Below are 23,725 nucleotides of genomic sequence, written 5' to 3' on the forward strand. Positions count from 1 at the left end.
AGATTCTTTACTTTAAATGAGATTCTTCATTCCGTTTCACTTCACTCAGAATGACAAAAGAACGTATCGTTTACTCTACAATTAATGGAACACAAAAAAATATTGATCATCACCTATTACTGGCCTCCTGCGGGAGGTCCTGGTGTTCAAAGGTGGCTGAAATTCGCAAAGTATTTACCTGATTTTGGTTGGAAACCTATCATTTATACTCCGGAAAATCCAAGCTATCCATTATTGGATGAAAGTTTACTGAAAGACGTTCCTGAGAATATTGAAATTGTAAAGACAAAAATCTGGGAGCCCTATCAATTGGCAGAAAAGCTGAATAAAAGCAATAAAAAATTCAAAGCCGGACAATTTGATGTAGGAAAAAATCAAAGCTGGAAATCAAAATTTTCGATCTGGGTAAGAGGAAATTTTTTCATTCCCGATGCTCGTGTTTTCTGGGTAAAACCTTCAGTACAGTTCTTGGAAAAGTACTTAAAAGAAAATAAGATTGATGTTGTAGTGACTTCCGGTCCACCCCATTCTTTACATTTAATTGGTTTAGATTTAAAAAAGAAACTTCCCGATTTAAAATGGATTGCTGATTTTCGTGATCCGTGGACGGAAATCTCCTATTATAAACATTTAAAACTTACCAAAAGTTCGGATAAGAAGCACCGCCAATTGGAAAGTGACGTTTTTAAAAACGCAGATATTACTTTAGCGACAAGTTATACAGATGCCGAAAACTTCAGAAAAAACGGAGCCAATGCAGTTTGTATTACCAATGGATTTGATGAAGATGTGAAGATGTTAAATCGTGAAGTTGTTCAATCGTCTGTTGAAAATTCAAAAACTCAACTCAACAACTCAACGCCTTCACAACTTACCAGTACAGCCCAATTCACATTAAGCTATATCGGTGTTTTAGAACAATTAAGAAATCCTGAAAACCTTTGGAAGGCACTTGATGATCTGGTGAAAACAAATCCGGATTTTTCAGAGAACTTCAGCTTGAAATTTGCAGGAAGAGTAGATGATAAAATCTTACACGAAATTGAAAACACAGGATTAAGGAATCATATTTCAAATCTGGGGTATCTGTCTCATGACAAAGCGATTGAAGAAATGGCGAAATCCTCACTTTTATTGATCACCAACTTCCCTAATGAATCTTCTAAAGGAATTATTCCCGGAAAGATCTTTGAATATCTTGCTACAGGAAAACAGATTATTTCTTTCGGACCAAATGACGCCGATGTTTCAAAAATCTTGAATGAAACTAAAGCAGGAAAACATTTCAGCTATAATGATTCCGAAATCATCAAGAGCTTTATTTTAGAAAAATTTGAGCTGTGGAAAAACGGAAGCCTTTCTGACAATACGCAGAATATTGAGCAGTTCTCCAGAAAAAACCTAACCAAAAAATTGTCTGAAATACTGGGTTAAAAATTTTAAAACGCAAAGATTATATAGATTAAAATCTTTGCGTTAATATTTTATATTGTCCATTGATCATTAACCACCGCAACTAGATAATATTTTCCGTTAAGCTCTTCAAAAACCAGACGAAGGCTTTTCCAGTCCATCTCAGCATTGGCTTCTGATCCTTTTATATAATTCTCTGTAAAATCTCCTTTTGGGTAGATTGCCTTTAGATTATTGAGTGAATTTCCTTTTCCTAAAAATTCATTAAGAGCGACCTGCCCTGTTGCAAAATCCTTTGAATACACCCATTTTGTAAGATAATGATCTATAGTGGCCTTATACAGATCACCTGAACCATCCAATGTTCCCCAAGTGAAAAGAGTTTTAGTCGGCTGATATTGCATGAATTCGGATTTAGAAAAATTCTTATCCTCTTTAGGGTTCACAAAAGCATACATTGAAAAACGTACTCCTTTTTCAGGATGAATAAAGTCAGAAAACTTTTTGTAATCCTTATCCTTCAAAGCCTGAATAATCTCTTCATTAAGTTGTTTTAATTCCTGATCTTTATTCACCTCAGCTGGACTAATCTTTGTAACATCAGTTTTTACATATCCTGTAGAATCGGTTTTGTCATTGATAAATTTATCCGGATTTTTCTTGCAGGCGATTACACTTAGAATGAGTAATGAAACAAATAGTTTTTTCATATTTTTTAATGTTTGCTGTAAAAATTCACCAAAAGCAATGCCATATTTGAATGAGATACAGATTGATGATTATCTCCATAGTTTTTTTGTATACCGCTAAAAGCTCTTTGCATCATGTTTTTTGTATTTTTGTTAGATGGAAATTTTGGATATTCTTATTATCGGCGGAGGTCCCATCGGATTGAATTGTGCATTGGAAGCTCAGAAAAACAATCTTACTTATTTAATTATCGAAAAGGGAACCATTGTAAATTCTTTATATCATTATCCTTTATACATGAGATTCTTCTCAACTGCAGAAAAGCTGGAGATTGACAATATTCCTTTCATATCGACCTCTCCAAAACCCGGCAGACAGGAAGCCTTGGAATACTATCAGGGAATTACAAGACAACGAAATCTAAGCATCAACTTATACGAAAAGGTTGAAAAAGTATCCAAAGAAAATGAAATCTTTACCATTGAAACCACAAAAGGAAAATATCACGCTAAAAATGTCATTATCTCTACCGGATTTTATGATATTCCGAACATGATGAATATTCCGGGAGAAAACTTACCGAAAGTAAAACATTATTATACGGAACCCTATCCTTATGCGCAACAGAAAATTGTGGTCATAGGATCAAGCAATTCTGCGGTAGACGCGGCATTGGAAACGTATAGAAAAGGCGCGGAAGTTACGATGATTATTCGTCATTCTGAAATTTCAAAAAGTGTAAAATACTGGGTGAAACCGGATATTGAAAACAGAATTGCGGAAGGAAGTATTAAAGCATTCTTTAATTCAGAAATTATGGAAATTAAGGAGCATTCTGTCATTTTTAAAGATGAAAAGGGAGAAATCAAAGAAATTGAAAATGATTTTGTCTTAGCAATGACAGGTTATCTTCCCGATTTTGATTTCCTGAAAAACTCAGGAATTGAGTTACAAGGAGATTGCCTGAATCCAGTTTATCATCCTGAAACCATGGAAACCAATATCCCTAATTTATATCTTGCAGGTGTAGTGTGTGGCGGAAAAGACACTCATCTTTGGTTTATTGAAAATTCAAGAATTCATGCTGAAATGATTGTAAAAAATATTCTTTCGAAGTCCTAAATCTATTTTATTTTTTAAGGATTCAATAATAAAAGACAAGCTTTAAAAAAGCTTGCCTTTTTGACGAAATTTCATTTTTATCCTTCTATTTCTAACTCTTCTTTTTTATCTCCAATCAACCAAGGAACAATAAAATAAAAAGCAATGGCAATAATTGACGCCAATATTCCCGTTCCGATCCACAATACATTGAATCCGAATTTTTCAGCAATTAAAGTTCCCAAATACGGAGTGACAATAAATGCTACGGAAAATGAAATTCCATTCAATCCCATATAAGCTCCCTTATTGTTTTTACCGGATCTCAAAGCTGTAATGGTTGACATGAAAGGTAATGTCCAGATTTCTCCAATACAAAGCAACGTCATGGAAATTATTAACGTAATGATGCTGTAATCAAATGCCATCATAGCATACGAAAACCCGCAAATAAAGGTTCCCAAAAGCATCGTTACTGCCAGATTAAAATACTTTTCTGCAATTTGTACAAATCCCATTTCAAGCAGTACAATCAGAAAACCACTATATCCTAAAATATATCCTATATTCTGCTGGCTTAGTTTTGCTGTATCCTTATAGAAAATCGTTAAGGTACTGAATAACTGAAAAAAGCAAATAGAGAACAGCATACAAAAGAAACAGTAAATCAAGAATTTACCATCCCGATACGGCGAATTTTCTTTCTTTATTTCAACAGCCTCTTTCACCTTTTTAGCTTTCAATCTGGCAATTTTATTACGCTTTCTGAAAAATATAATATAGAGAATTCCCGCCGACAAAGCTGCTAAAGCATTGGAGAAAAACAAAAATTCGTATGAAATAGCAGATAAGATTCCACCCAAAGCAGGACCTATTGAAAACCCTAAATTGACCGCCATTCTATTTAATGAAAAGGCTCTGGTTATATTTTCAGGTTTTGCATATTTTGTAATCGCCACTGAGTTTGCCGGACGGAAAGCATCACTGATAATACTCTGAAGTAAAATAATCGCAGCCACTCCAACTTCTGTTTTGAAAACTGGAATTAAACAAAACAGAGGAACACTCAACAGCAGGCTCATATACTGAACTTTATATTCTCCTATTTTATCGGTAATATAGCCTCCCAACCATGATCCTATTACAGATCCGATCCCGAAAAAACTGAGGACAATTCCCGTATTTTCTATACTGAATTTTAAATGATCAGTCATATAAACTCCCAGAAACGGAAGTACCATTGAACCTGCCCGATTAATAAGCATTACCAACGCAAGCATCCAGCTTTCCCGAGAAAGCCCTTTGAAAGAATTGGTATATAAATGTATAATTTTCACAATTTTTATATTTTATGATGATTTGATTTGTTTAAATAAAAAACAGGACTTAAAAAAATTAAGCCCTGTTTTCATTTATATAAATAAACAATTTTTACTCCGGCTTATAAGAGTCTTTTAAGGTCACGGTTCTGTTGAACACAAAATTTGTATCCGTAGAATCCTGATCCTTTGTAAAATAGCCAATTCTCTGGAATTGAAGAGGTTCTCCAACTGCAACATCTTTTAAACTAGGCTCAGCAAATCCTTGAACTGTAGTTACAGAATCCGGATTGATGAAATTTAAGAAATCCACATCTTTCTCTGCATCAGGCTGTTCTACCGTGAATAATTTATCATAATTTCTTACTTCCACAGGAATTGCATGTTTTGCAGAAACCCAATGAATCGTACCTTTTACTTTTCTTAAGCTTTCTTCAGTTCCGCTTCCTGACTTAGATTTTTCATCATAAGTCGCATAAATGGTAGTAATATTTCCGTTTTCGTCTTTCTCTACTCTTTCACCTTTAATGATGTAAGCAGATTTTAAACGGACTTCCCCTCCCAATTTCAATCTAAAGAACTTATTATTGGCTTCTTCCTTGAAATCTTCACGTTCAATATATAATTCTCTGGAGAATGGAATTTCTCTGGTTCCTGCATTTTCCTGTTCAGGATTATTTTCAGTTTCCAGCCATTCTTCCTGTCCTTCAGGATAGTTTTCAATGATTAATTTCACCGGATCAACTACCGTCATTACACGCTTCGCCACTTTGTTTAAGTCTTCACGAACGCAGAATTCCAATAACTGAAGCTCAATTAAATTTTCTCTTTTGGCAACTCCTACTTTCTCAATAAAATTCCTGATAGAAGTAGCGGTATACCCTTTTCTTCTCATTCCGGAAATTGTAGGCATTCTCGGATCATCCCAACCGTTCACTACATTTTCAGCGATCAGCCTTTGCAGTTTTCTTTTGGAAGTGATCATATAAGAAACATTCATCCTTGCAAATTCTCTCTGCTTGTTTCTCACCTTACCTTCATCATATACCTGATCCAGATACCAGTCATAAAGCGGTCTGTGATTTTCAAACTCTAACGAACAAAGCGAATGTGAAATTTGCTCAATATAATCAGATTCACCATGTGCCCAGTCGTACATTGGATAAATTTTCCAATCCGTACCGGTTCTGTGATGAGGTTTATTTAAAATTCTGTACATCACAGGGTCACGCATATTCATGTTTGGTGACGTCATATCGATTTTTGCACGAAGAGACATTGATCCGCTTTCGAATTCACCGTTTTTCATCTTTTCGAATAAATCTAAAGATTCTTCAACAGGACGGTTTCTGTAAGGAGATTCAATTCCCGGTTCTGCAGGATTTTTTCTTTGTTCAGTAATCACTTCAGAAGGCTGCTCGTCTACGTAAGCTTTTCTTTCTTTAATTAACTGAACTGCCCAATCGTAAAGCTGCTGGAAGTAATCGGAGGCGTACAAAACTTTATCCCATTTGAAACCTAACCATTCAACGTCTTTCATAATAGAATCTACGAATTCCTGCTCTTCTTTTTCAGGGTTCGTATCGTCGAAACGAAGGTTTACGGGAGCATTGTATTTTTCACCCAAACCAAAATTGATGCAGATCGCTTTAGTATGGCCTACATGCAGATAACCGTTTGGTTCAGGCGGAAAACGGAAACGGATCTGATCTCTTCCCAGACCGTTTGCCAAATCATCTTCGATAATTTGCTCAATAAAATTGAGTGATTTTTTTTCTTCTTCCATTAAAATTCGCTTTAAGATGTCGAATACTACGACAATTTGCAAATTTAAGAAAATTTAAGGGTAAAAAAAATTGAATGTCATTACATAGAACTTAAAAAATTCACCAATCTGTTATTTTTTCCTAAGCCTTAGATAAAAAAACTTAAATAATTGTTCAAATAAAGATTTTTAATCTTATTTTTGTGCTTCAAGAATAACACCAAGAGTGTAGTACCGTTTTTGAAAAAATTATCACTATATCATGAAAAAAATAAAATCTAAATTCTCACAGTTTGTTGATTATATCAAAAAAGTTATTTTTGTAGAAAACGTAGTTTAAGATTTTAGACTTTTTTTGGTCATTCAATTTTAAAATAGAGCTTCTCACCGCTCAATTCCAGCTGTGTATCGAAGTTATTTGTGAACAACCCTCCAGTTCCTAACCCTTGAGGCATTCTATTATTTTTGGTAAATGTGTACTGAGCAATCGCATTCAAGCCGATATTACTTTCCAAAGCAGACGTAATCCACCAACCTATACCTTGTTTTTCAGCAAGAGAAATCCATTCGTTACTTCCCTCAAAACCTCCAACCAACGCTGGTTTTAAAATAATATATTGGGGGTTTATAATTTGTAACAATTCTTTCTTTTTATCTGAATCAATAATTCCTATTAATTCTTCATCTAAAGCAATCGGAGTAGGAGTTTTTGCGCATAATTCTGCCATATCTTTCCAGTTTCCTGCTTTAATAGGTTGTTCAATGGAATGAATATTTAAATCGTCCAATTGCTGCAAGACAATTGGTGCTTCTTCTTTCGTGAATCCTCCATTTGCATCAACTCGCAGTTCCAATATTTCTTTTGAGAATTTTTGTCTTAATTTCTGAAGAACTGCATGTTCAGATTTCCAGTCGACTCCTATTTTTAATTTAATACAGTGAAAGCCTTTTTCTAATTTATCCTGGATCTGTTCCTCCATATAACCAACATCTCCCATCCAGATCAATCCGTTGATTATAATGGCAGTCTTCCCATCTGTAAATTCACTTGGAAAATATAAGTTTTCTCCGTGCTTTAAATTTAAAACAGCCTGTTCATATCCAAACCAGATAGAGGGAAATTCTTTTAGTTCTTCTTTTAAAAGCTTGGGATCCTGATTAATGTTTTCACAAAGCCATTGCAGTTTTTTTTCATAATCCGGTCTGTCATCAAAACTTAATCCTCTGAAAACTGCACATTCCCCTATTCCTTTTTTCCCATTTTCGGAAACTTCTAAAATAAAGGTCTCTTTTTCATGCAAAACGCCACGAGATGTTCCACTCGGGCGTTTGAATTGTAATAAATATCTTGAATATTCTGCTTTCATTATTTTACGCTATCAATTCGCATAAACTCTTCTGCCTTTTCTACCATTTCAACACTTCCACAGAAGAAAGGAATTCTTTGATGAAGCTCTGTTGGTTCAATTTCCAGAATTCTTCTGAAACCGTCTGTAGCTTTTCCTCCTGCCTGTTCCGCCAGGAAAGCCATCGGGTTACATTCATATAACAATCTCAATTTACCGTTTGGAGCTTGCGAATAGGATGGATAAATATAGATTCCGCCTTTCAGCATATTTCTATGAAAATCAGCCACTAAAGAACCAATATATCTTGAAGTATACGGTCTGTCACCTTCCTCCATCTGGCAATATTTAAGGTAATTTTTAACCCCCTGAGGAAATTTAATATAATTTCCTTCGTTGATAGAATAAATTTTCCCTGTTTTTGGGAAAGTCATATTCGGATGAGAAAGATAATAAGTTCCTAAAGACGGATCCAATGTAAACCCGTTCACTCCATTTCCTGTTGTGTAAACAATCATTGTTGATGAACCGTAAATCACATATCCTGCCGCAATCTGATTAATTCCTTTTTGTAAAAAGTCTTCCAGCTGAACGGGAGTTCCCGGCTCGGTAACTCTTCTGTAGATTGAAAAAATTGTTCCTACAGAAACATTTACATCAATATTTGAAGAACCATCTAAAGGATCAATTAAAACCACATATTTACTTAAATGCCCGTTTTCACCACATTTAATATCAATAAAATCGTCATTTTCTTCAGATGCAATCCCACAAACCACTTCTCTTTGAGACAATGCTGTAATAAAAATTTCATTAGCAATCACATCCAGTTTTTGTTGTTCTTCTCCCTGAACATTCTGGTTTCCGGCAGCGCCTGCAATATCTACAATGCCTGCTTTGTTTACTTCTCTGTTTACAACTTTCGAAGCCAGTCTTATTGCACTAAGAAGACGAGAAAACTCTCCTGTAGAATACTGAAAATCATCTTGTCTATCAATAAGAAATTCTCCTAAAGTCTGTAATGGTTGCTCTGACATATTTTTCTTTTTACGTTTTCTCCAAATTTCGTAAAATTTATCACAACTAAAAAAAATTATCAACAAAAGACCTTATCACCTGTTTATCAATTCAATAAAACCTTATTCAGTAGGTAAAACAACACCTTATCATAAAAAAGGACTCCCTTTTTCTTGAAGCAATCTGAATTATTTCACCTAATTCTTAATTTTAATAAAATCTTAAGCTCGTACAATTGCAGGGCTATTTCATATCTCATCGTAAATGCATAATTTTGTCACCCGTAAAAAACTCTCATAAATTTTTATCTAACAATTTTATTATTAACAATTTAATGAAGATTTTCAAGTTTGGTGGAGCGTCGGTAAAAGATGCTGAAAGTGTGAAGAATGTCTCTATGGTGTTAAAAAGCCAGGGATTTTCAAAATGCCTGCTGGTAATTTCAGCAATGGGTAAAACAACTAATGAATTGGAAAAAGTGGTAGAGCTTTATTTCAAGAAAGATAACTATCAAACTGAAATTGGAAAGATAAAACAAAAACATATTGAGATCGCTGAAGGATTATTTCCTGAAAACCATGCTGTTTTTGCAGAAATAAATCTGTTTTTTGATGATATAGATTCTTTTTTAAGAAGAAACAAATCTCCAAATTACAGTTTTGTATACGATCAGGTTGTAAGCTGTGGAGAAATGATTTCTACGAAAATTGTAAGTGAATATTTAAATGAAATTCAGTTTACCAACCGTTGGTTAGATGCAAGAGATTATATAAAAACAGATAACTCTTATAGAGAAGGGGTTGTTAACTGGGTAAATACTGAAGAGTTAATTTCACATCTGAATAAAGAGAACTGCTATGTTACACAAGGCTTTCTCGGATCAGACGACAACAATTTTACCGTAACATTAGGAAGAGAAGGCTCTGACTACTCAGCTGCCATCTTCGCGTATTGTCTGAATGCAGAAGCTATGACGATATGGAAAGATGTTCCGGGAGTCATGACCGGGGATCCGAGAAAATTCGAAGATGTTTCCCTATTGTCAAATATCTCTTATGAAGAGGCCATAGAAATGGCATATTACGGAGCAAGTGTTATTCACCCGAAAACACTGCAGCCACTTCAGCAAAAAAACATTCCGTTCTATGTAAAATCTTTTGTAGATCCTACAAAAGAAGGTACAAAAGTAGGCGCTTCAGAAAAAAACCAAAACGAAGAATCATATATTTTAAAAGAAAATCAAACTTTACTGAAAATCTCTACCAGAGACTTCTCCTTCATTGCAGAAGATCATATGAGTTTAATTTTCGGGTATTTATCTAAATATAAAATTAAAGTTTCTTTGATGCAGAATTCAGCCATTTCATTAGCTTTATGTCTGGAAGATAAGTTCAACACTATTGATGAGCTTAATAATGAACTGCAAAAAGTATTTGAAACTGAAGTTGTAAAAAATGTATCTTTATTTACTGTAAGGAATGCGAAGATGGAGAACATTAATAAATTTTACCAGGAAAAAAGTGTATTATTGGAGCAAATTTCGAAGAATACATTTCAAATGGTAACAAAATAACGCAAACTGCAACTAAACACACATGAGTTTAATATCGAAAAACGATTTGATTAAAGCTTCCGGCTTAAATAAAATGGGATTCATGAAGAATCCTATTGCAGCTGCTGTAATGAGCATTGCAAAAATAAATGAAGTTAACAAATTATACGATAAACTAAAAGACAAGGAAGATAAAGACTTTTTCGACTCATTTGTGAGAGAAAGAAACCTAAGTTACATTGCTTTTGAAGAGGATCTGGCTAAAATTCCTAAAACAGGACCGTTTATTCTTGTTTCCAATCATCCTCTGGGTGCCATTGACGGTATTTTAATGTGTAAAATCTTATCCGAAATCCGCCCGGATTTCAAAGTGATGGGGAATTTCCTTTTGGAAAAAATCAAACCGATGGAGCCTTATGTTATCTCCGTAAATCCATTTGAGAACAGAAGAGACGCTTACAGCAGTTCATCCGGAATGCGTGAATCCTTGAAGCATTTACAAAACGGGGGCTGTATAGGTATTTTCCCGGCAGGAGAAGTTTCAAATAAAAACAATCCATACGGGGAAATTTTAGATAAGGAATGGGAAAAACCTGCATTAAAGCTTATCAGAATGGCAAAAGTACCGGTAGTTCCTATGTATTTCCATGCCAAGAACAGCCGTTTGTTTTATCAGGTGGCAAAACTTCATCCGAACTTACAGACTTTGATGCTTCCTGCAGAAATGATGAATGACAGGGAAAAGCCTATCAGAATCAGGATCGGAAAGCCTATCACAGTGAAAGCAATGGATGATATGGAAACCATTGAGGAATTGGGCGAATTTCTGAAACGTAAGGTTTATATGATGAAATCTTACTATGAGAAAAGAAAGTCTTTAGCCCAAAGTATCAATCTTCAAAATCTCTATGTAAAATTTCCTTTACTTAAAGAAGAAAATATCGTTCAGAATATTATCGACGAAACTCCGAAAGAGGATATTCTTAAAGACATCAATAAACTGAAAGGCACTGATAAAATGTTTTTCAGCAATGGAAATTATGAGGTATATTTCACTTCTTACGAAGAGATCCCTTCTATTATGAGGGAAATCGGACGTCAGAGAGAACTCACTTTCCGTGCAGTAGGTGAAGGAAGTAATCTTCCTTTTGATTTGGATGAATATGATAAGCATTATCATCATCTTTTCCTTTGGGACAATGCGGAAGAAAAATTAGTTGGGGCTTACCGAATGGCTTTGGGGAAAGAAGTCATGAAAAAATTTGGCATCAAAGGATTTTACACCAGTTCCTTATTTGAATTTGAGCAGGACATCCATCCTTTCTTCAAAAAAGTCATTGAGATGGGACGAGCTTATATCTGTCAGGAATATCAGCAAAAACCTCTTCCTCTTTTCCTTTTATGGAGAGGAATCGTACATGTTTGCCTGAGAAACCCGGATCATAAGTTTCTAATGGGAGGCGTAAGTATTTCCAACAAGTTTTCCGAATTTTCAAAATCTCTGATGATTGAGTTCATGCGTTCTAATTATTATGACTCTGCGGTAGCTCAGTATATTACTCCAAGAAATGAATATAAAGTAAAGCTTAGGGATAGAGATAAAAACCTTTTCTTTGATGAAATGGAATCTGACTTAAATAAGTTGGATAAAATTATTGACGATTTGGAACCCGAACTAAGACTTCCTGTTTTAATAAAAAAATACATCAAACAAAACGCAAAAGTAATTGCTTTCAATGTTGATCCTAACTTCAATGATGCTATTGACGGATTGATGTATATCAGAATAAGCGACCTTCCTGAAAATACGATAAAGCCTGTATTAGAGGAAATGAGCGAACAGATAAGAAAAGAGGAAAATAATTCGGCTGAAAATCAATAGGTTTTTAAGTTTTATTAAAAAAAGTGGGATTAACGCTTGCTTCATATACGAAAACTTACTACTTTTGCATCACTTTAAAACAACGAAGTAAAAGAATGGTTTCTTAGCTCAGTTGGTAGAGCAATGGATTGAAAATCCATGTGTCCCTGGTTCGATTCCTGGAGAAACCACTTAAAAACCACCTGTAAAAAGGTGGTTTTCTTTTCAAAACTGTTTTAAAATAAATTTGCAGGGTTTAATAATTATTATTACTTTTGCACCACTTCAAAAAAGAAGTAAGCCAAATGGTTTCTTAGCTCAGTTGGTAGAGCAATGGATTGAAAATCCATGTGTCCCTGGTTCGATTCCTGGAGAAACCACTTAAAACCGTCTCAATTGAGATGGTTTTTTTTGTTTTTAACATCCATTTACATTCATTTAAAATAAGTATCTTCGCTTTTTTAAATTTCAAATTGAAAATGAAAAGTATCGTTTCCGGGCTGTTTATATTTATTTCTCTTTTTAGCTTCGCTCAGGATGGAATTCAATTTCAGGAACTTCCTTTTAAAGATTTAGTAGCAAAAGCAAAAAAAGAAAAAAAATTGGTGTTCATAGATGCTTATGCCTCTTGGTGTGGCCCCTGCAAAATGATGGAGAAAAATGTTTTTGTCACAAAATCGGTAGGCGATTTTTTCAACAAGAATTTCATCAATGCTCGAATTGATATGGAAAAAGGAGAAGGAAGGGAAGTCGCCACTAAATTTGGCGTGCGTTCATACCCTACTTACCTTTTCTTAAACGGTGAAGGAGAACTGGTTTCTCAAAACTACGGATATATGGAAGAAAGCATGTTCTTGCTCATGGCACAGGATGTCAATTCTCCCAAAAATGCTAAAGGTTCTTTGAAAGAAAGATTTGCCAAAGGTGAAAAAGATCCTGAATTTTTGATTAATATTATTAAACTCAACTCAACTTCTGATTTTGAATTTGCTAAAAAAGCATCCGAAAGATATTTTGAAAACAAGAAAAAAACAGAAGAGTTTACTAAAGATGAGATCGGATATTTATTATATTTCCTAAAATCCACAGAAGATCCCAATTATAAAGTATTTGTTTCAAGAAAATCAGAAGTGATTAAATTCTTACCTGAGAAAACCTATTCAGATTTTGATCATCAGCTCATTTTATCTAACGTTGTAGCACAGTCTATTGATGAAAAAAATAAGCGGATTAATGAAGATTACTTCATGAAAACGGCAGAACCTTTAGTAGGAAAAGAAGAAGCACAGACAAAATTAAACCAGACCAAATTAGCCTACTACGAACAAACGGCGAACTTTACGGAATATGAAAAAACAGCTTTAGAATATTATAAAAAAACAGATTCGTTCGAACCTAATGAACTTTTGAAAGCAGCATGGATTTTTTCTGAGCACGTAAAAAACAAATCCTCACTAAAAAAAGCGGCTGAATGGGCAGAGCAATCTGTAATGCGTGGTGAAACTTCTGAAAACACTTATATCCTGGCAAAAATTTATTTTTTAACAGGGAATACAGAAACGGCTAAGAACTTTGCCGAAATGTCCAGAAATATTGCAGTTCAAAATAACAAAGATGCGAGTCTTGCAGAGGAACTATTAAAACAAATCAAATAATAAAGTCTTGAAAAATAAAATTCTAATCTCCTTATTGGGGTTATTTACATTCCATACCATAAGTGCACAAACAGCTGAAGTGCCTGAAGAAAAACAAGAAATGAAAGTATATGTAAAAGGAAATGCATTACTTATTCCTGTCGGTATTGTAAATGTGGGAATTGAACACCAATTAAGCAAAAAATTTACGGTACAGGGTGATGTTCTTATTTCTCCCTGGAAATCATTTGCTGGAAAACATGCACAAGCTTACTTATTAGGTTTTGACGGGAGGTATTATTTCAGCAAAGCTTTTGAGAAGTTTTATATTGGCGCCAATATTTCTGGAGGTACTTTCAATATACAGAAATGGAACTATTGGAATGACAACTTCTATACACATAAAGATGGTGAAGTAACACCGTATGTACAATCCAATCTTTATCAAAAAGGATATACATTTATTTTAGGAGCAGTCGGTGGATATCAATTCAAGTGGAAAGAAAGATGGAATATAGATATTTATCTTGGAATAGGAACCATGCAGAGTTTTTATAAAGGATATGATAAAATAAGTGGAGACCGTTATGATAACCTAGGAGACAGAATGGGACGTGAATGGGATAGAAGTGGAGAGTGGCTACCTTATCGCGGAGGTGTAATGATCTCTTATAAATTAAAATAATCTCTATGAAATTATTCGGAAGAAATCATATCCTGGTTTGTGTCTTCACTTTTGTGATTCTGTTTTTAATGAATTATTTAGGCAACGAAGAAGCTGATAAAATAGAACGGGCTTTAATGACCGCTTCAGCGGGAGTAATCGGACTAACAATAGGCCTTTTCATTATGAATAAAGGTAAGAATGATAAAAATCCGCCACAGGATTTTGATTAAATAAAAAACGTCAATTGTAAATTTACAATTGACGTTTTTTTTTAATTTTCGTAAATAATATACTTTGTTCTTATCTTTTCAAAATCTTGCAAATCAGATTTCCATGATGCTTTGATTTCTTTCATTGATTTTCCGGCAATAATTTGCTTTCTCAGCTCATCCGTTCCGGCCAACGTATCAAACCATAAGTTTTTAAGGAAGAAATCCAGTTCCGGGTTCTTATAGTTTTTATATGCTTTAATCACCCATTCCAGATTCAATTCCCTAAGATTAGTTTTATAATCCGACAGATTTTCGCCATAACATAATTTTTCGTTTAAAAACGGATCTTTTGCTCCAAAATTAGGTTTGGGAGTAAATTGATATGGTAAATTCGGCGTCCATGGTGAACCATAAATCTGAAACGGTAGATCTGTCCCTCTTCCTACAGAAACCTGCGTTCCTTCAAAAAAACACAGGCTTGGATATAGATTAATAGATTTATCATTCGGTAAATTCGGTGAAGGCTTATCTAAAATCGGATAACGTTGTTTTTTATGATAATTTTTCATCGGAATTACAGTATACTTTGCCTGGGCTCCATTTTTTAGCCACTTTTCTCCGTTGACCATTTTTCCATACTCTCCTATCGTTAAACCATACACAACGGGAACTTCATGCATGCCAACAAAACTTGCCCATTTTTTCTTTAAAACAGGGCCGTCTGTATAACCATCATGAGGATTTGGACGATCCAAAACCACTATTTCAACATTATTCTCTGCTCCTGCTTCCATTAAGTAAGTCAATGTGGAAATATAGGTGTAAAATCTCACTCCCACATCCTGAATATCAAAAACAACAATATCAATCCCTTTCAATTGTTCAGCAGTTGGTTTTTTATTTTTACCGTATAAAGAAACAATCGGAATTCCTGTTTTTACATCTACGCCGTTTTTAACTTTCTCACCTGCGTCTGCATCCCCACGAAAACCGTGTTCAGGAGCAAAAATAGACTGAATTTTAACTCCGTTTCTAACTAAAAAATCTACCAAATGCGTTCGGTCACCCATAAGTCCCGTTTGATTCGTCACAACACCAATTGTCTTATTCTTCAGCAAAGGAAGATAAAGCTCCGGTTGATCCGCTCCGGTTTTGAAACCTGTTTGAGTCTGAGAAGAATATTGATTGAATACTCCTAAAAAAATTAGGCAAATAAGAAGTAAATTTTTAATTTTGAAATCTAAATTCATAAGCTTGAAATTTCCTTTATATTTCTCTAGAAAAATAGCGTTTTCCAAAGATAACAAAAATAATCTCTCAAGGGTTATTATCTTCATAGGCAGACTTTCCGTGGCTTTAGGGATCATTGTTTCCCTCATTACGGTTTCTACCGGCTTTGGTTCTAAGAAAGCGATCAAGGAAAGACTGGCGGATTTCAGCGGACACATTACCATAAAATCTACCAAATCCAACTCATCTTACAATACTTCTGTTCTGGATAATCAGGGACTGCAGCTTCAGAAAATAAAGGATCTTCCGGATGTAGCAAGTGTTCAGAAATATGCTACTGTAACAGGTATTATGCGTAATGAGCATAATTTTGCAGGAATTATCTTTAAAGGAATCGGAAAGGATTTTGACAGTCTTCGTTTTAAAAAATTCTTAATTGAAGGACGAACTCCCGTTGTTACGGAAATAGGCTATAATCATGGAGTAACTATTTCTCAAAAAATCGCCAATGATCTCCATCTCAAACTGAAAGACAGTATCGTTACGGTGTTTTCTAAGGTGGATCAAAAACCAATTTACAGAAAATTCGAGGTCGTTGGAATTTATAAAACAGATATTAAGATGATTGATGAGCAGTTCGTTATCGGAGGTATCAATCATGTTAGAAAAATTCAGGATATGAAACCTGATGAAGTGGGCGGAATCGACATTTTCCTGAAAAATGTGAATGATATTGACAAAGATTATCCTGACATTGAAAAATTAATCGGTTATAAAAATTATGCTGAAAAAGCCACCGAAAAATTTCCTCAGATCACTGACTGGATAAGCATTTATGATGTCAATATTGCTCTCATCATTATTATCATGTTGGTTGTAGTAATCATTAATATCATCATGGTTCTTTTAATCCTCATTATCGAGAGAACAAATTCAATCGGATTACTTAAAACGTTGGGAGCAAGCAATTCTCAAATTAGAGCAACTTTTATTAATTATACATTAATTATTATGATCCCCGGACTTTTGTATGGAAATGCAATCGGTCTTGGATTGATACTTATCCAAAAGTTTTTTGGAGTAATAAAACTTAATCCTGAAAACTATTATGTAAGTACAGTCCCGGTAGATCTTAACCCCATCGCAATTATATCAATTTCAGCAGGAATCTTAATTATCTCCGGATTGGCCTTAATTATTCCTAGTTATCTGATCAGTAAAATTTCACCTGTTAAAGTAATTAAATATAGCTAATTCACTTTATCCTATATCCTGATCTTTGATTCGGATGCAATTTAAAAAACCTTATCTTTGCAGGGCTTATAAAACATTTATGAAATACGCAGAAAATATTCTTGAAACTATAGGAAATACCCCATTAGTAAAGCTTAATAAGGTTTTAGGGGAAGACTTTCCTGCATTAGTTTTAGCAAAAGTAGAAACTTTCAATCCTGGAAATTCTGTAAAAGACAGAATGGCGCTGAAAATGATTGAAGACGCAGAAAAGGATGGAAGATTAAAACCTGGAGGAACCATCATTGAAGGAACTTCAGGAAATACAGGAATGGGATTGGCTCTTGCTGCGATCATCAAAGGATACAAATGTATTTTTGTAACCAATTCTAAACAGTCAAAAGAAAAATGTGATATTCTTCGTGCCGTTGGAGCTGAAGTGATCGTTTGTCCGACAGACGTAAAACCTACAGATCCACGTTCTTACTACTCGGTTTCAAAAAGACTGGCAAAGGAAACGGAAAACGGATGGTATGTTAATCAATACGATAATTTATCCAACAGAGCAGCTCATTATGAGTCTACAGCACCTGAAATTTGGGAACAAACAGAAGGAAAACTGACACATTTCGTAGTGGGAGCAGGAACGGGAGGTACCATTACAGGCTGCGGAAAGTTCTTTAAAGAAAAAAATCCAGCTATTAAAGTAATTGGTGTTGACACTTATGGTTCTATCCTAAAAGAAATTCACGAAACAGGAGAAGTGAATTTAGGAAATGCTTATACCTACATCACTGAAGGAATTGGTGAAGATATTCTTCCTGAAAACTATGATATGTCTGTGATTGATCATTTTGAAAAAGTGACGGATAAAGACGGTGCGGTTTATGCAAGAAAACTGGCTAAAGAAGAAGGAATTTTCTGCGGATATTCTGCAGGAAGCGCCATTGCTTCTCTGGTTCAGATGAAAGATCAGTTTACAAAAGATGATGTGATCGTAGTTCTATTACACGACCACGGTTCAAGATACGTTGGGAAAATCTACAACGATGAATGGATGAAGGAAATGGGTTGGTTAGATTAATCACTTTTCACAATAAAAATAAAACTCAGAGTGTCTTGCTCTGAGTTTTTTGTTTTTTTATTCTTTAATATTTTGTTTTAAAACCTGTTTTAAAGTACTGTAATCTTTCTCACTCATTGATTTTCGCGGAAACATATAACTATACTTTCCTTCAACTGTAATAAATTCATTATTGCTGTCGAAGTACTCAAAATCTTTCCATTCACTGGTTTCTTTTTCATTGTCAATATTTACTGTAAAAAAATTCTGATCAAAGCGAATTTCATATGTATTACAGTTTTCAAGCCTATTTAAATAAGCATTTACCTGTTTTTTCCATCTCGATACTTTATTAATACTTACTGAAAGAAAAATGGCACAAAGCAAAAACAGAAAGCTTACAAAATATAGAATTCCATATTTTTCTTTTGTGAAATCATCTTTAAAGAAAAACATAATCAGTAAAATCAATCCTACAACAATTGTTGTCATTGTTTTTCCTCTTGTCGTTGATGAAAAAAACAAACTCCCCTGATTCCCGCTAAAATATATTTCCTCGAAATCCTGTCTTTTAGGTCTTAAAACCACTACTCTTTCTTCACTCATACTTATTAATTTCTGTGCACAAAGATAAGATTTTCATCCTACCACAATCATCCATTTACTTATCCTTCTTCATATTTATGACTGATTGCCGAAAGTTTATTCATGAGTTCCCTGTTTCTGTGTTTTAAATCTTCCATTTTTTTCAGCATATCATGAATAACTTCCAGTCCCGGAAGATTGATTTCAAGATCATAATGCCAGTTCGCAAACCTTTCAAAAGAAGGCAGATCTTCATATCTCAGATACCTGATTTCATTTTCTGTCTGAATCGTAAGCAAACCCGAATCTACCAGTTCATCAAAAAAAGTAATTTCAATATTGTATATTTTTACGAGTTCTTCTCGTGATATTCTTTCACTCATGACCTTAGGAGTTTTTAAGTTGTTCAAAAAGTTCTTTTTGTTTTTCAGTAAGATTTGTCGGCAATTTCACTTCATAAGTCACAAACAGATCGCCAAACTCCCCTTCCTTTTTATATACGGGAAAACCTTTTCCTTTCAATCTTACAGTAGTACCGTTTTGTGTTTCAGGTTTTACTTTAAGATTAACACTACCAGTCAATGTATTTACTTTTACATCACCTCCTAAAACGGCAGTGTATAAATCTATAGAAACTTTCGTTTTCAGATCATCTCCTATTCTTTCAAAATTAGGATCAGCAGGAATAGTAAAAGTGATATATAAATCTCCATTCGGACCTCCATTAAAACCCGGATTTCCGTGACCTTTTAGTTTAATTTGCTGCCCGTCATATACGCCGGCCGGAATGGTAATTCTTACTTTTTTACCATTAATATCAAAAGTCTGTGGATGGGTTGTGGCTGCATCTTTTAAACTTAAATTCAACTCTGCATGTACGTCCTGTCCCTTAAATTTTCCGGAAGCACTTCCTCTCGAACTTCTGCCGAAACCTCCTCCTGCTCCACCGAACATACTTTGGAAAAAATCTGAAAAATCTTCTCCTTCCCCAAAATTGGCTTCGGAAAATCCACCACCGAAATTTCCACTCTGGTTCTGACTTTGATATTGTCTCTGCTGTTGCTGAGCTTTTTCATATTCTTCCCCATGCTTCCAGTGTTCTCCGTATTTATCGTACTTTTTACGATTTTCAGGATTGCTGAGCACTTCATTGGCTTCATTAAGCTCTTTGAATTTTCTTTCAGCTTCTTTGTCATCCGGATTTAAATCGGGGTGCAGCTTTCTAGCTAATTTTCGATAGGCTTTTTTAATGTCATCCTGCGTTGCACTCTTATCTACACCTAAAATTTTATAGTAATCTATATATGCCATAGAAACCTTTTTACTCAAATTTAAGGAATTTATGCATGAAATTAATACAACTGAATGTTAAAAATAAACCTATCTTTGATTAAAAAGCAGCCCATGAAAGAAGTGTTAAAAAACTACTCAGGAATCATCCTTTTATTGCTAGGAATCACCATTGGAAGCATTATTGGAATTGTTGCTCCCAATGTGGTTTATTACATTAAACCTTTAGGTGATATTTTCCTGAACCTTCTTTTTGTAAGCGTAGTCCCGCTGGTATTTTTTGCTGTTTCCAATTCTATCGCCTCATTAGAACAGCAATCCAAATTTGGAAAGATCATGGTAACAATGGCTTTTACCTTTCTGTTTTTTATTTTAACGGCCGCTGTTTTTACGATTTGTGCAGTTTATTTATTTCCCGTTTCGGGAGTTTCCGGAAGCTCTGAAATCGTGCAAGAAGCCGCTAATAATGACAGTTGGGGCAACAGAATTGTTGGATTTTTTACGGTTGGCGAGTTTACTCAGCTTTTTTCAAGACAAAATATGTTAGCTCTTTTAATTTTTGCTTTTATGACGGGTTTTTCAGCCAGAAAAGCAGGAGAAAAGGGTCAGGTTTTCAGGTCTTTTATTGCTTCGGGATATGAAGTTATGAAGGAGCTTCTTTTATTGATTATGAAAGTTGCTCCCGTTGGTTTAGGAGCTTATTTTGCTTATCAGGTGGCAACTTTAGGACCTCAGCTTTTTGGGTTTTATGCTAAACCTTTAGGACTCTATTATATTGCAGGAATTGTTTATTTCTTAGCCTTTTTCTCTCTCTATGCTTTTATGGCAAAAGGACAAAATGGAGTGAAGAGTTTCTGGACCCATGCTATTTATCCTACTTTAACCGCTTTGAGTACTTGCAGCAGCTTTGCAACCATGCCGGCTAATTTACAGGCCGCATCAAAGATGGGTATTCCAAGCCAGATTTCAAATATTGTGATTCCTATTGGTACGACTTTACATAAAAACGGTTCGTCGATGTCCTCCATTATTAAAATCTACGTTGCTTTTTTAATTATAGGAAGAGACTTTTTTGATCCGACGAATTTATTGTTAGCTTTAGGAATTACAGTTTTTGTAAGTATCGTAGCAGGTGGAATTCCGAATGGCGGTTATATTGGGGAAATGCTGATGATTTCTGTTTATAAACTACCACAGGAAGCGATTCCTGCAGTGATGATCATTGGAACTTTGGTTGATCCTTTGGCTACAGTTTTAAATGCAGTAGGGCAGTTGGTCGCTTCGATGTTTGTGAGTAGGTTTGTGAAGGTTTGATTTTTTTATTTAGACACGAGTTACAAACATTTACATTAATGTTCACAAATGATTTTAAAACACTTATTTTAATTAAATTTTATGAGTTCTTTTTACAAAAGCATCGGGCTTTATGATAGTTTTAGTTTTGATATTGACATGAATAAAACTGAATTTTCAGAAAGCCTCAAGAAGATCACATATGAAACAAATACAACTTTCATTTCACTAATTCCTGATCATGGAATTCCAACACGTTTTGAATATAGGGGAATTGTGAACAAGAATGATTTTACAATTAAAAGAAGATTACATTTCTTCGATTCTAATGTTCTACATTCGGTTATCATGGGAAGTATTTCGGGAATGAATAATAAAACATCACTTGAAATAAAATTTAAACCATTCCTTTTTCATTTTATAATAATGATCGTCTCAACTGTTTTTGCGATGTTTATTGCTGTATATATTAGTAAAGACGAAAACAATTATTTTATTCTTGCTATTCCGTTCTTTGTAGCGATTATCCAATATTTTCTTCTGAAAAGAACCATCAACAGGGACAAATATGACTTTTTGAGGGAATTGAATTTTATTACTCAAAAAAATAATCCATTTAAAAATATATGATAATTATTCACTTCTTTTCACAGGTTCCAGATTTTCCAATTCTTTTGGTGTGAAAAGTCTGTAATCGACTTTAAATGTTTTCCCTAATGGTGTTTCCAGAGAAAATCCGCCTGGTCCGAAACCTTCTACAACATCTAATGTAAAGTGTGAGTATTTCCAGTACTCAAATAAATCACGATCTATCCAGAACTCATGATTATTGATGGTTCCGATCATGGCATCATTCATTCTTTGATAAAATCCTCCTTTCTCAAAACACTGCGGCTGTGTACCTTCACAACAACCTCCGGCTTGATAGAACATGAGATCTCCGTATTTTTTCTCGAGCTCCCAAATTACTTCTATGGCTTTTTCTGTGGCTGAAAGGCGTGATATTTTGGTTTGCATAGCTTTTTCTTTTTTATTTAGAGTTCTTTTGTCTTGAAACAAAAGAACCAAAAGTTCAAGACTTGGAAACTTTCGCTAAAAATTATTTCTGTTCACTAAAAATTCCAAAACTTGCGCGAATACAAGATGTATTCTTCGGTTAAATATTTTTGTCGCGCTTCAAACAGTGGAATTTTCTTAACGTTCACAGAATTAATTTTCTTAACGCTCTATTTTCCTAGGTCGTTTTCTCTTTTTATAAAATTAAAAAAGTTCGGCGAAATTTCATTTCGCCGAACCTACATACTCTCACAAATTTAATTTGATCCGGCAATATCGAGAACGATCCTGCCATCAATCTGTCCTTTTTTCATTTTATCAAAAACATCATTGATATCTTCTAATTTTGCAGCGGTTACTGTAGCTTTAACCAATCCTTCATTCGCAAAATCCAGTGCTTCCTGCAGGTCTTTTCTCGTTCCTACAATTGAACCTCTTACAGTAATTCTTTTCAAAACGGTTTCAAAAATCGGCAGCTCAAATGAACCTGGTGGAAGTCCGTTTAAAGCAAGCGTTCCCTTTCGTCTTAATACATCAATTCCCTGTTTAAAAGCAATGGGAGAAACCGCTGTAATCAATGCGCCGTGCATTCCGCCGACTTCTTTATGAAGATATTCTCCAGGATCTGTGTTTTTTGCATTGACTACTAAGTCTGCTCCCAATTTTTTTGCCAAGTCTAATTTTTCATCCGCCACATCAATTGCTGCTACATGCATTCCCATGGCTTTTGCATATTGTACCGCAACGTGACCCAATCCTCCAATTCCTGAAATAGCCACCCATTCTCCGGGTTTTGTTTCGGTTTCTTTTAATCCTTTGTAAACGGTTACTCCTGCGCAAAGAATCGGTGCAATTTCTAAAAAGTTAACATCGGATTTTAAATGTCCCACATATCTTGAATCTGCAATTACGTATTCTGCAAAACCTCCATCAACACTGTATCCCCCATTCTTCTGAGCTTCACAGAGCGTTTCCCAACCCGTAATGCAGTAATCACAGCATCCACAGGCTGAATATAGCCATGGAACACCTACCGCATCCCCTTCTTTAACCTGAGCTTCCGGTCCGCATGCGACTACGATGCCCACTCCTTCATGGCCGGGAATTAAAGGCATTTTGGGTTTTGCCGGCCAGTCACCATCAACAGCGTGCAAATCTGTATGGCAAACGCCACATGCAATTACCTTTACCAATACTTCATACCTTCCCGGTTCTCGTACAGGAACTTCTTCTATTTTTAAGGGTTGTCCATAGCCTTGAACAACTGCAGCTTTCATTGTTTTTGGAATCATATTTTGATTTTTGTGTTAGTTTTTTAGTTTGATTTTTCATCTTTGATTTGATGATTTTGTTTTAACGCAAAGGCGCAAAGAACTTTTTCACCAATTAGGCTGTGTA

22 protein-coding genes and 2 tRNA genes are annotated in these 23,725 nt (G+C 34.7%); 13 read left to right on the forward strand and 11 right to left on the reverse strand.

Annotation, left to right across the window (positions count from 1 at the left end; genetic code table 11):
• The first annotated feature begins 84 nt into the window (after window positions 1-84).
• Entirely contained in the window at window positions 85-1,434 is a 1,350-nt protein-coding gene (locus P0Y62_08215; GenBank protein WEK71538.1) for a glycosyl transferase family 1, read from the forward strand.
• A gap of 50 nt (window positions 1,435-1,484) precedes the next feature.
• Here the strand turns inward: P0Y62_08215 and P0Y62_08220 are convergent, their stop codons facing one another.
• Window positions 1,485-2,123 carry a hypothetical protein gene (locus P0Y62_08220; GenBank protein WEK71539.1) on the reverse strand — a complete coding sequence of 213 codons (639 nt, stop codon included), beginning with the start codon at window positions 2,121-2,123 and terminating at the stop codon, window positions 1,485-1,487.
• A 136-nt stretch (window positions 2,124-2,259) separates the two neighbouring features.
• Between P0Y62_08220 and P0Y62_08225 the strand changes: the two genes are divergently transcribed.
• The gene (locus tag P0Y62_08225; GenBank protein ID WEK71540.1) at window positions 2,260-3,225 is read left to right on the forward strand and encodes a YpdA family putative bacillithiol disulfide reductase; all 966 of its coding nucleotides are present in this window, start codon (window positions 2,260-2,262) and stop codon (window positions 3,223-3,225) included.
• A gap of 77 nt (window positions 3,226-3,302) precedes the next feature.
• Here the strand turns inward: P0Y62_08225 and P0Y62_08230 are convergent, their stop codons facing one another.
• The 4 genes from P0Y62_08230 to fbp all read right to left on the reverse strand — a co-directional run bounded on the left by P0Y62_08230 (window position 3,303) and on the right by fbp (window position 8,671).
• Window positions 3,303-4,541, reverse strand: a complete 1,239-nt coding sequence (locus P0Y62_08230) for an MFS transporter (GenBank protein ID WEK71541.1) — start codon at window positions 4,539-4,541, stop codon at window positions 3,303-3,305.
• Between the two features lie 94 nt (window positions 4,542-4,635).
• Complete coding sequence (locus tag P0Y62_08235; GenBank protein ID WEK71542.1) at window positions 4,636-6,309, reverse strand: glutamine--tRNA ligase/YqeY domain fusion protein; 1,674 nt, start codon at window positions 6,307-6,309, stop codon at window positions 4,636-4,638.
• A gap of 338 nt (window positions 6,310-6,647) precedes the next feature.
• The gene (menC, locus tag P0Y62_08240; GenBank protein WEK71543.1) at window positions 6,648-7,655 is read right to left on the reverse strand and encodes an o-succinylbenzoate synthase; all 1,008 of its coding nucleotides are present in this window, start codon (window positions 7,653-7,655) and stop codon (window positions 6,648-6,650) included.
• The gene (gene fbp, locus P0Y62_08245; GenBank protein WEK71544.1) at window positions 7,655-8,671 is read right to left on the reverse strand and encodes a class 1 fructose-bisphosphatase; all 1,017 of its coding nucleotides are present in this window, start codon (window positions 8,669-8,671) and stop codon (window positions 7,655-7,657) included. The genes menC and fbp overlap by 1 nt, the downstream gene beginning before the upstream one ends.
• A gap of 314 nt (window positions 8,672-8,985) precedes the next feature.
• On the opposite strand from fbp, the gene P0Y62_08250 reads away from it, so the two are divergent.
• The 7 genes from P0Y62_08250 (at window position 8,986) to P0Y62_08280 (ending at window position 14,595) form a co-directional block, all read left to right on the forward strand.
• Complete coding sequence (locus P0Y62_08250; protein WEK71545.1) at window positions 8,986-10,224, forward strand: aspartate kinase; 1,239 nt, start codon at window positions 8,986-8,988, stop codon at window positions 10,222-10,224.
• A gap of 22 nt (window positions 10,225-10,246) precedes the next feature.
• A complete protein-coding gene (locus P0Y62_08255; protein WEK71546.1) occupies window positions 10,247-12,085 on the forward strand; it encodes a lysophospholipid acyltransferase family protein in 1,839 nt (612 codons plus the stop codon).
• 97 nt (window positions 12,086-12,182) lie between these two features.
• Window positions 12,183-12,255, forward strand: a tRNA-Phe gene (locus P0Y62_08260).
• A 116-nt stretch (window positions 12,256-12,371) separates the two neighbouring features.
• A tRNA-Phe gene (locus P0Y62_08265) sits at window positions 12,372-12,444 on the forward strand.
• A 99-nt stretch (window positions 12,445-12,543) separates the two neighbouring features.
• Entirely contained in the window at window positions 12,544-13,719 is a 1,176-nt protein-coding gene (locus P0Y62_08270; protein ID WEK71547.1) for a thioredoxin family protein, read from the forward strand.
• Between the two features lie 7 nt (window positions 13,720-13,726).
• On the forward strand, window positions 13,727-14,383 hold the full coding sequence (locus P0Y62_08275; GenBank protein WEK71548.1) for a DUF3575 domain-containing protein: 657 nt from the start codon (window positions 13,727-13,729) through the stop codon (window positions 14,381-14,383).
• 5 nt (window positions 14,384-14,388) lie between these two features.
• Window positions 14,389-14,595 (forward strand): hypothetical protein, encoded by a 207-nt coding sequence (locus P0Y62_08280; GenBank protein ID WEK71549.1) that lies wholly within the window; start codon window positions 14,389-14,391, stop codon window positions 14,593-14,595.
• A gap of 41 nt (window positions 14,596-14,636) precedes the next feature.
• Here P0Y62_08280 and P0Y62_08285 read toward each other — a convergent pair whose 3' ends face one another.
• Window positions 14,637-15,827 carry a DUF1343 domain-containing protein gene (locus P0Y62_08285; GenBank protein ID WEK71550.1) on the reverse strand — a complete coding sequence of 397 codons (1,191 nt, stop codon included), beginning with the start codon at window positions 15,825-15,827 and terminating at the stop codon, window positions 14,637-14,639.
• Window positions 15,828-15,831: 4 nt separating this feature from the next.
• On the opposite strand from P0Y62_08285, the gene P0Y62_08290 reads away from it, so the two are divergent.
• Together P0Y62_08290 and P0Y62_08295 are read left to right on the forward strand one after the other, a co-directional pair.
• Window positions 15,832-17,061, forward strand: coding sequence for an FtsX-like permease family protein (locus P0Y62_08290; GenBank protein WEK71551.1), 1,230 nt, complete (start codon window positions 15,832-15,834; stop codon window positions 17,059-17,061).
• A gap of 79 nt (window positions 17,062-17,140) precedes the next feature.
• Window positions 17,141-18,124 carry a pyridoxal-phosphate dependent enzyme gene (locus tag P0Y62_08295; GenBank protein ID WEK71552.1) on the forward strand — a complete coding sequence of 328 codons (984 nt, stop codon included), beginning with the start codon at window positions 17,141-17,143 and terminating at the stop codon, window positions 18,122-18,124.
• A 57-nt stretch (window positions 18,125-18,181) separates the two neighbouring features.
• Here P0Y62_08295 and P0Y62_08300 read toward each other — a convergent pair whose 3' ends face one another.
• The 3 genes from P0Y62_08300 to P0Y62_08310 are packed head-to-tail and all read right to left on the reverse strand — an operon-like array spanning window position 18,182 to window position 19,999.
• The gene (locus P0Y62_08300) at window positions 18,182-18,709 is read right to left on the reverse strand and encodes a hypothetical protein (GenBank protein WEK71553.1); all 528 of its coding nucleotides are present in this window, start codon (window positions 18,707-18,709) and stop codon (window positions 18,182-18,184) included.
• A 59-nt stretch (window positions 18,710-18,768) separates the two neighbouring features.
• Entirely contained in the window at window positions 18,769-19,071 is a 303-nt protein-coding gene (locus tag P0Y62_08305; GenBank protein ID WEK71554.1) for a chaperone modulator CbpM, read from the reverse strand.
• A gap of 4 nt (window positions 19,072-19,075) precedes the next feature.
• Window positions 19,076-19,999: a J domain-containing protein gene (locus P0Y62_08310; protein ID WEK71555.1), complete on the reverse strand. Its 924-nt coding sequence runs from the start codon at window positions 19,997-19,999 to the stop codon at window positions 19,076-19,078.
• Between the two features lie 93 nt (window positions 20,000-20,092).
• Between P0Y62_08310 and P0Y62_08315 the strand changes: the two genes are divergently transcribed.
• Both P0Y62_08315 and P0Y62_08320 read left to right on the forward strand, forming a co-directional pair.
• Window positions 20,093-21,292, forward strand: coding sequence for a dicarboxylate/amino acid:cation symporter (locus P0Y62_08315; protein ID WEK71556.1), 1,200 nt, complete (start codon window positions 20,093-20,095; stop codon window positions 21,290-21,292).
• An 81-nt stretch (window positions 21,293-21,373) separates the two neighbouring features.
• Entirely contained in the window at window positions 21,374-21,901 is a 528-nt protein-coding gene (locus P0Y62_08320; protein ID WEK71557.1) for a hypothetical protein, read from the forward strand.
• A 3-nt stretch (window positions 21,902-21,904) separates the two neighbouring features.
• Here the strand turns inward: P0Y62_08320 and P0Y62_08325 are convergent, their stop codons facing one another.
• Window positions 21,905-22,288, reverse strand: coding sequence for a DUF779 domain-containing protein (locus tag P0Y62_08325; GenBank protein ID WEK71558.1), 384 nt, complete (start codon window positions 22,286-22,288; stop codon window positions 21,905-21,907).
• 296 nt (window positions 22,289-22,584) lie between these two features.
• Window positions 22,585-23,619 (reverse strand): alcohol dehydrogenase AdhP, encoded by a 1,035-nt coding sequence (adhP, locus tag P0Y62_08330; protein ID WEK71559.1) that lies wholly within the window; start codon window positions 23,617-23,619, stop codon window positions 22,585-22,587.
• Window positions 23,620-23,725: the final 106 nt, after the last annotated feature.

Source organism: Candidatus Chryseobacterium colombiense (assembly GCA_029203185.1).
GTDB lineage: Bacteria > Bacteroidota > Bacteroidia > Flavobacteriales > Weeksellaceae > Chryseobacterium > Chryseobacterium colombiense.

Excerpts from the sequence above, each read along its gene's own strand:
- P0Y62_08295 (WEK71552.1), top strand. The coding sequence starts at position 17,141 with ATGAAATACGCAGAAAATATTCTTGAAACTATAGGAAATACCCCATTA.
- P0Y62_08255 (WEK71546.1), top strand. The coding sequence starts at position 10,247 with ATGAGTTTAATATCGAAAAACGATTTGATTAAAGCTTCCGGCTTAAAT.
- P0Y62_08215 (WEK71538.1), top strand. The coding sequence starts at position 85 with ATGGAACACAAAAAAATATTGATCATCACCTATTACTGGCCTCCTGCG.
- fbp (WEK71544.1), bottom strand. The coding sequence starts at position 8,671 with ATGTCAGAGCAACCATTACAGACTTTAGGAGAATTTCTTATTGATAGA.
- P0Y62_08250 (WEK71545.1), top strand. The coding sequence starts at position 8,986 with ATGAAGATTTTCAAGTTTGGTGGAGCGTCGGTAAAAGATGCTGAAAGT.
- P0Y62_08320 (WEK71557.1), top strand. The coding sequence starts at position 21,374 with ATGAGTTCTTTTTACAAAAGCATCGGGCTTTATGATAGTTTTAGTTTT.
- P0Y62_08225 (WEK71540.1), top strand. The coding sequence starts at position 2,260 with ATGGAAATTTTGGATATTCTTATTATCGGCGGAGGTCCCATCGGATTG.
- P0Y62_08270 (WEK71547.1), top strand. The coding sequence starts at position 12,544 with ATGAAAAGTATCGTTTCCGGGCTGTTTATATTTATTTCTCTTTTTAGC.
- P0Y62_08280 (WEK71549.1), top strand. The coding sequence starts at position 14,389 with ATGAAATTATTCGGAAGAAATCATATCCTGGTTTGTGTCTTCACTTTT.
- menC (WEK71543.1), bottom strand. The coding sequence starts at position 7,655 with ATGAAAGCAGAATATTCAAGATATTTATTACAATTCAAACGCCCGAGT.
- P0Y62_08315 (WEK71556.1), top strand. The coding sequence starts at position 20,093 with ATGAAAGAAGTGTTAAAAAACTACTCAGGAATCATCCTTTTATTGCTA.
- P0Y62_08305 (WEK71554.1), bottom strand. The coding sequence starts at position 19,071 with ATGAGTGAAAGAATATCACGAGAAGAACTCGTAAAAATATACAATATT.
- P0Y62_08220 (WEK71539.1), bottom strand. The coding sequence starts at position 2,123 with ATGAAAAAACTATTTGTTTCATTACTCATTCTAAGTGTAATCGCCTGC.
- P0Y62_08325 (WEK71558.1), bottom strand. The coding sequence starts at position 22,288 with ATGCAAACCAAAATATCACGCCTTTCAGCCACAGAAAAAGCCATAGAA.
- adhP (WEK71559.1), bottom strand. The coding sequence starts at position 23,619 with ATGATTCCAAAAACAATGAAAGCTGCAGTTGTTCAAGGCTATGGACAA.
- P0Y62_08285 (WEK71550.1), bottom strand. The coding sequence starts at position 15,827 with ATGAATTTAGATTTCAAAATTAAAAATTTACTTCTTATTTGCCTAATT.
- P0Y62_08300 (WEK71553.1), bottom strand. The coding sequence starts at position 18,709 with ATGAGTGAAGAAAGAGTAGTGGTTTTAAGACCTAAAAGACAGGATTTC.
- P0Y62_08310 (WEK71555.1), bottom strand. The coding sequence starts at position 19,999 with ATGGCATATATAGATTACTATAAAATTTTAGGTGTAGATAAGAGTGCA.
- P0Y62_08235 (WEK71542.1), bottom strand. The coding sequence starts at position 6,309 with ATGGAAGAAGAAAAAAAATCACTCAATTTTATTGAGCAAATTATCGAA.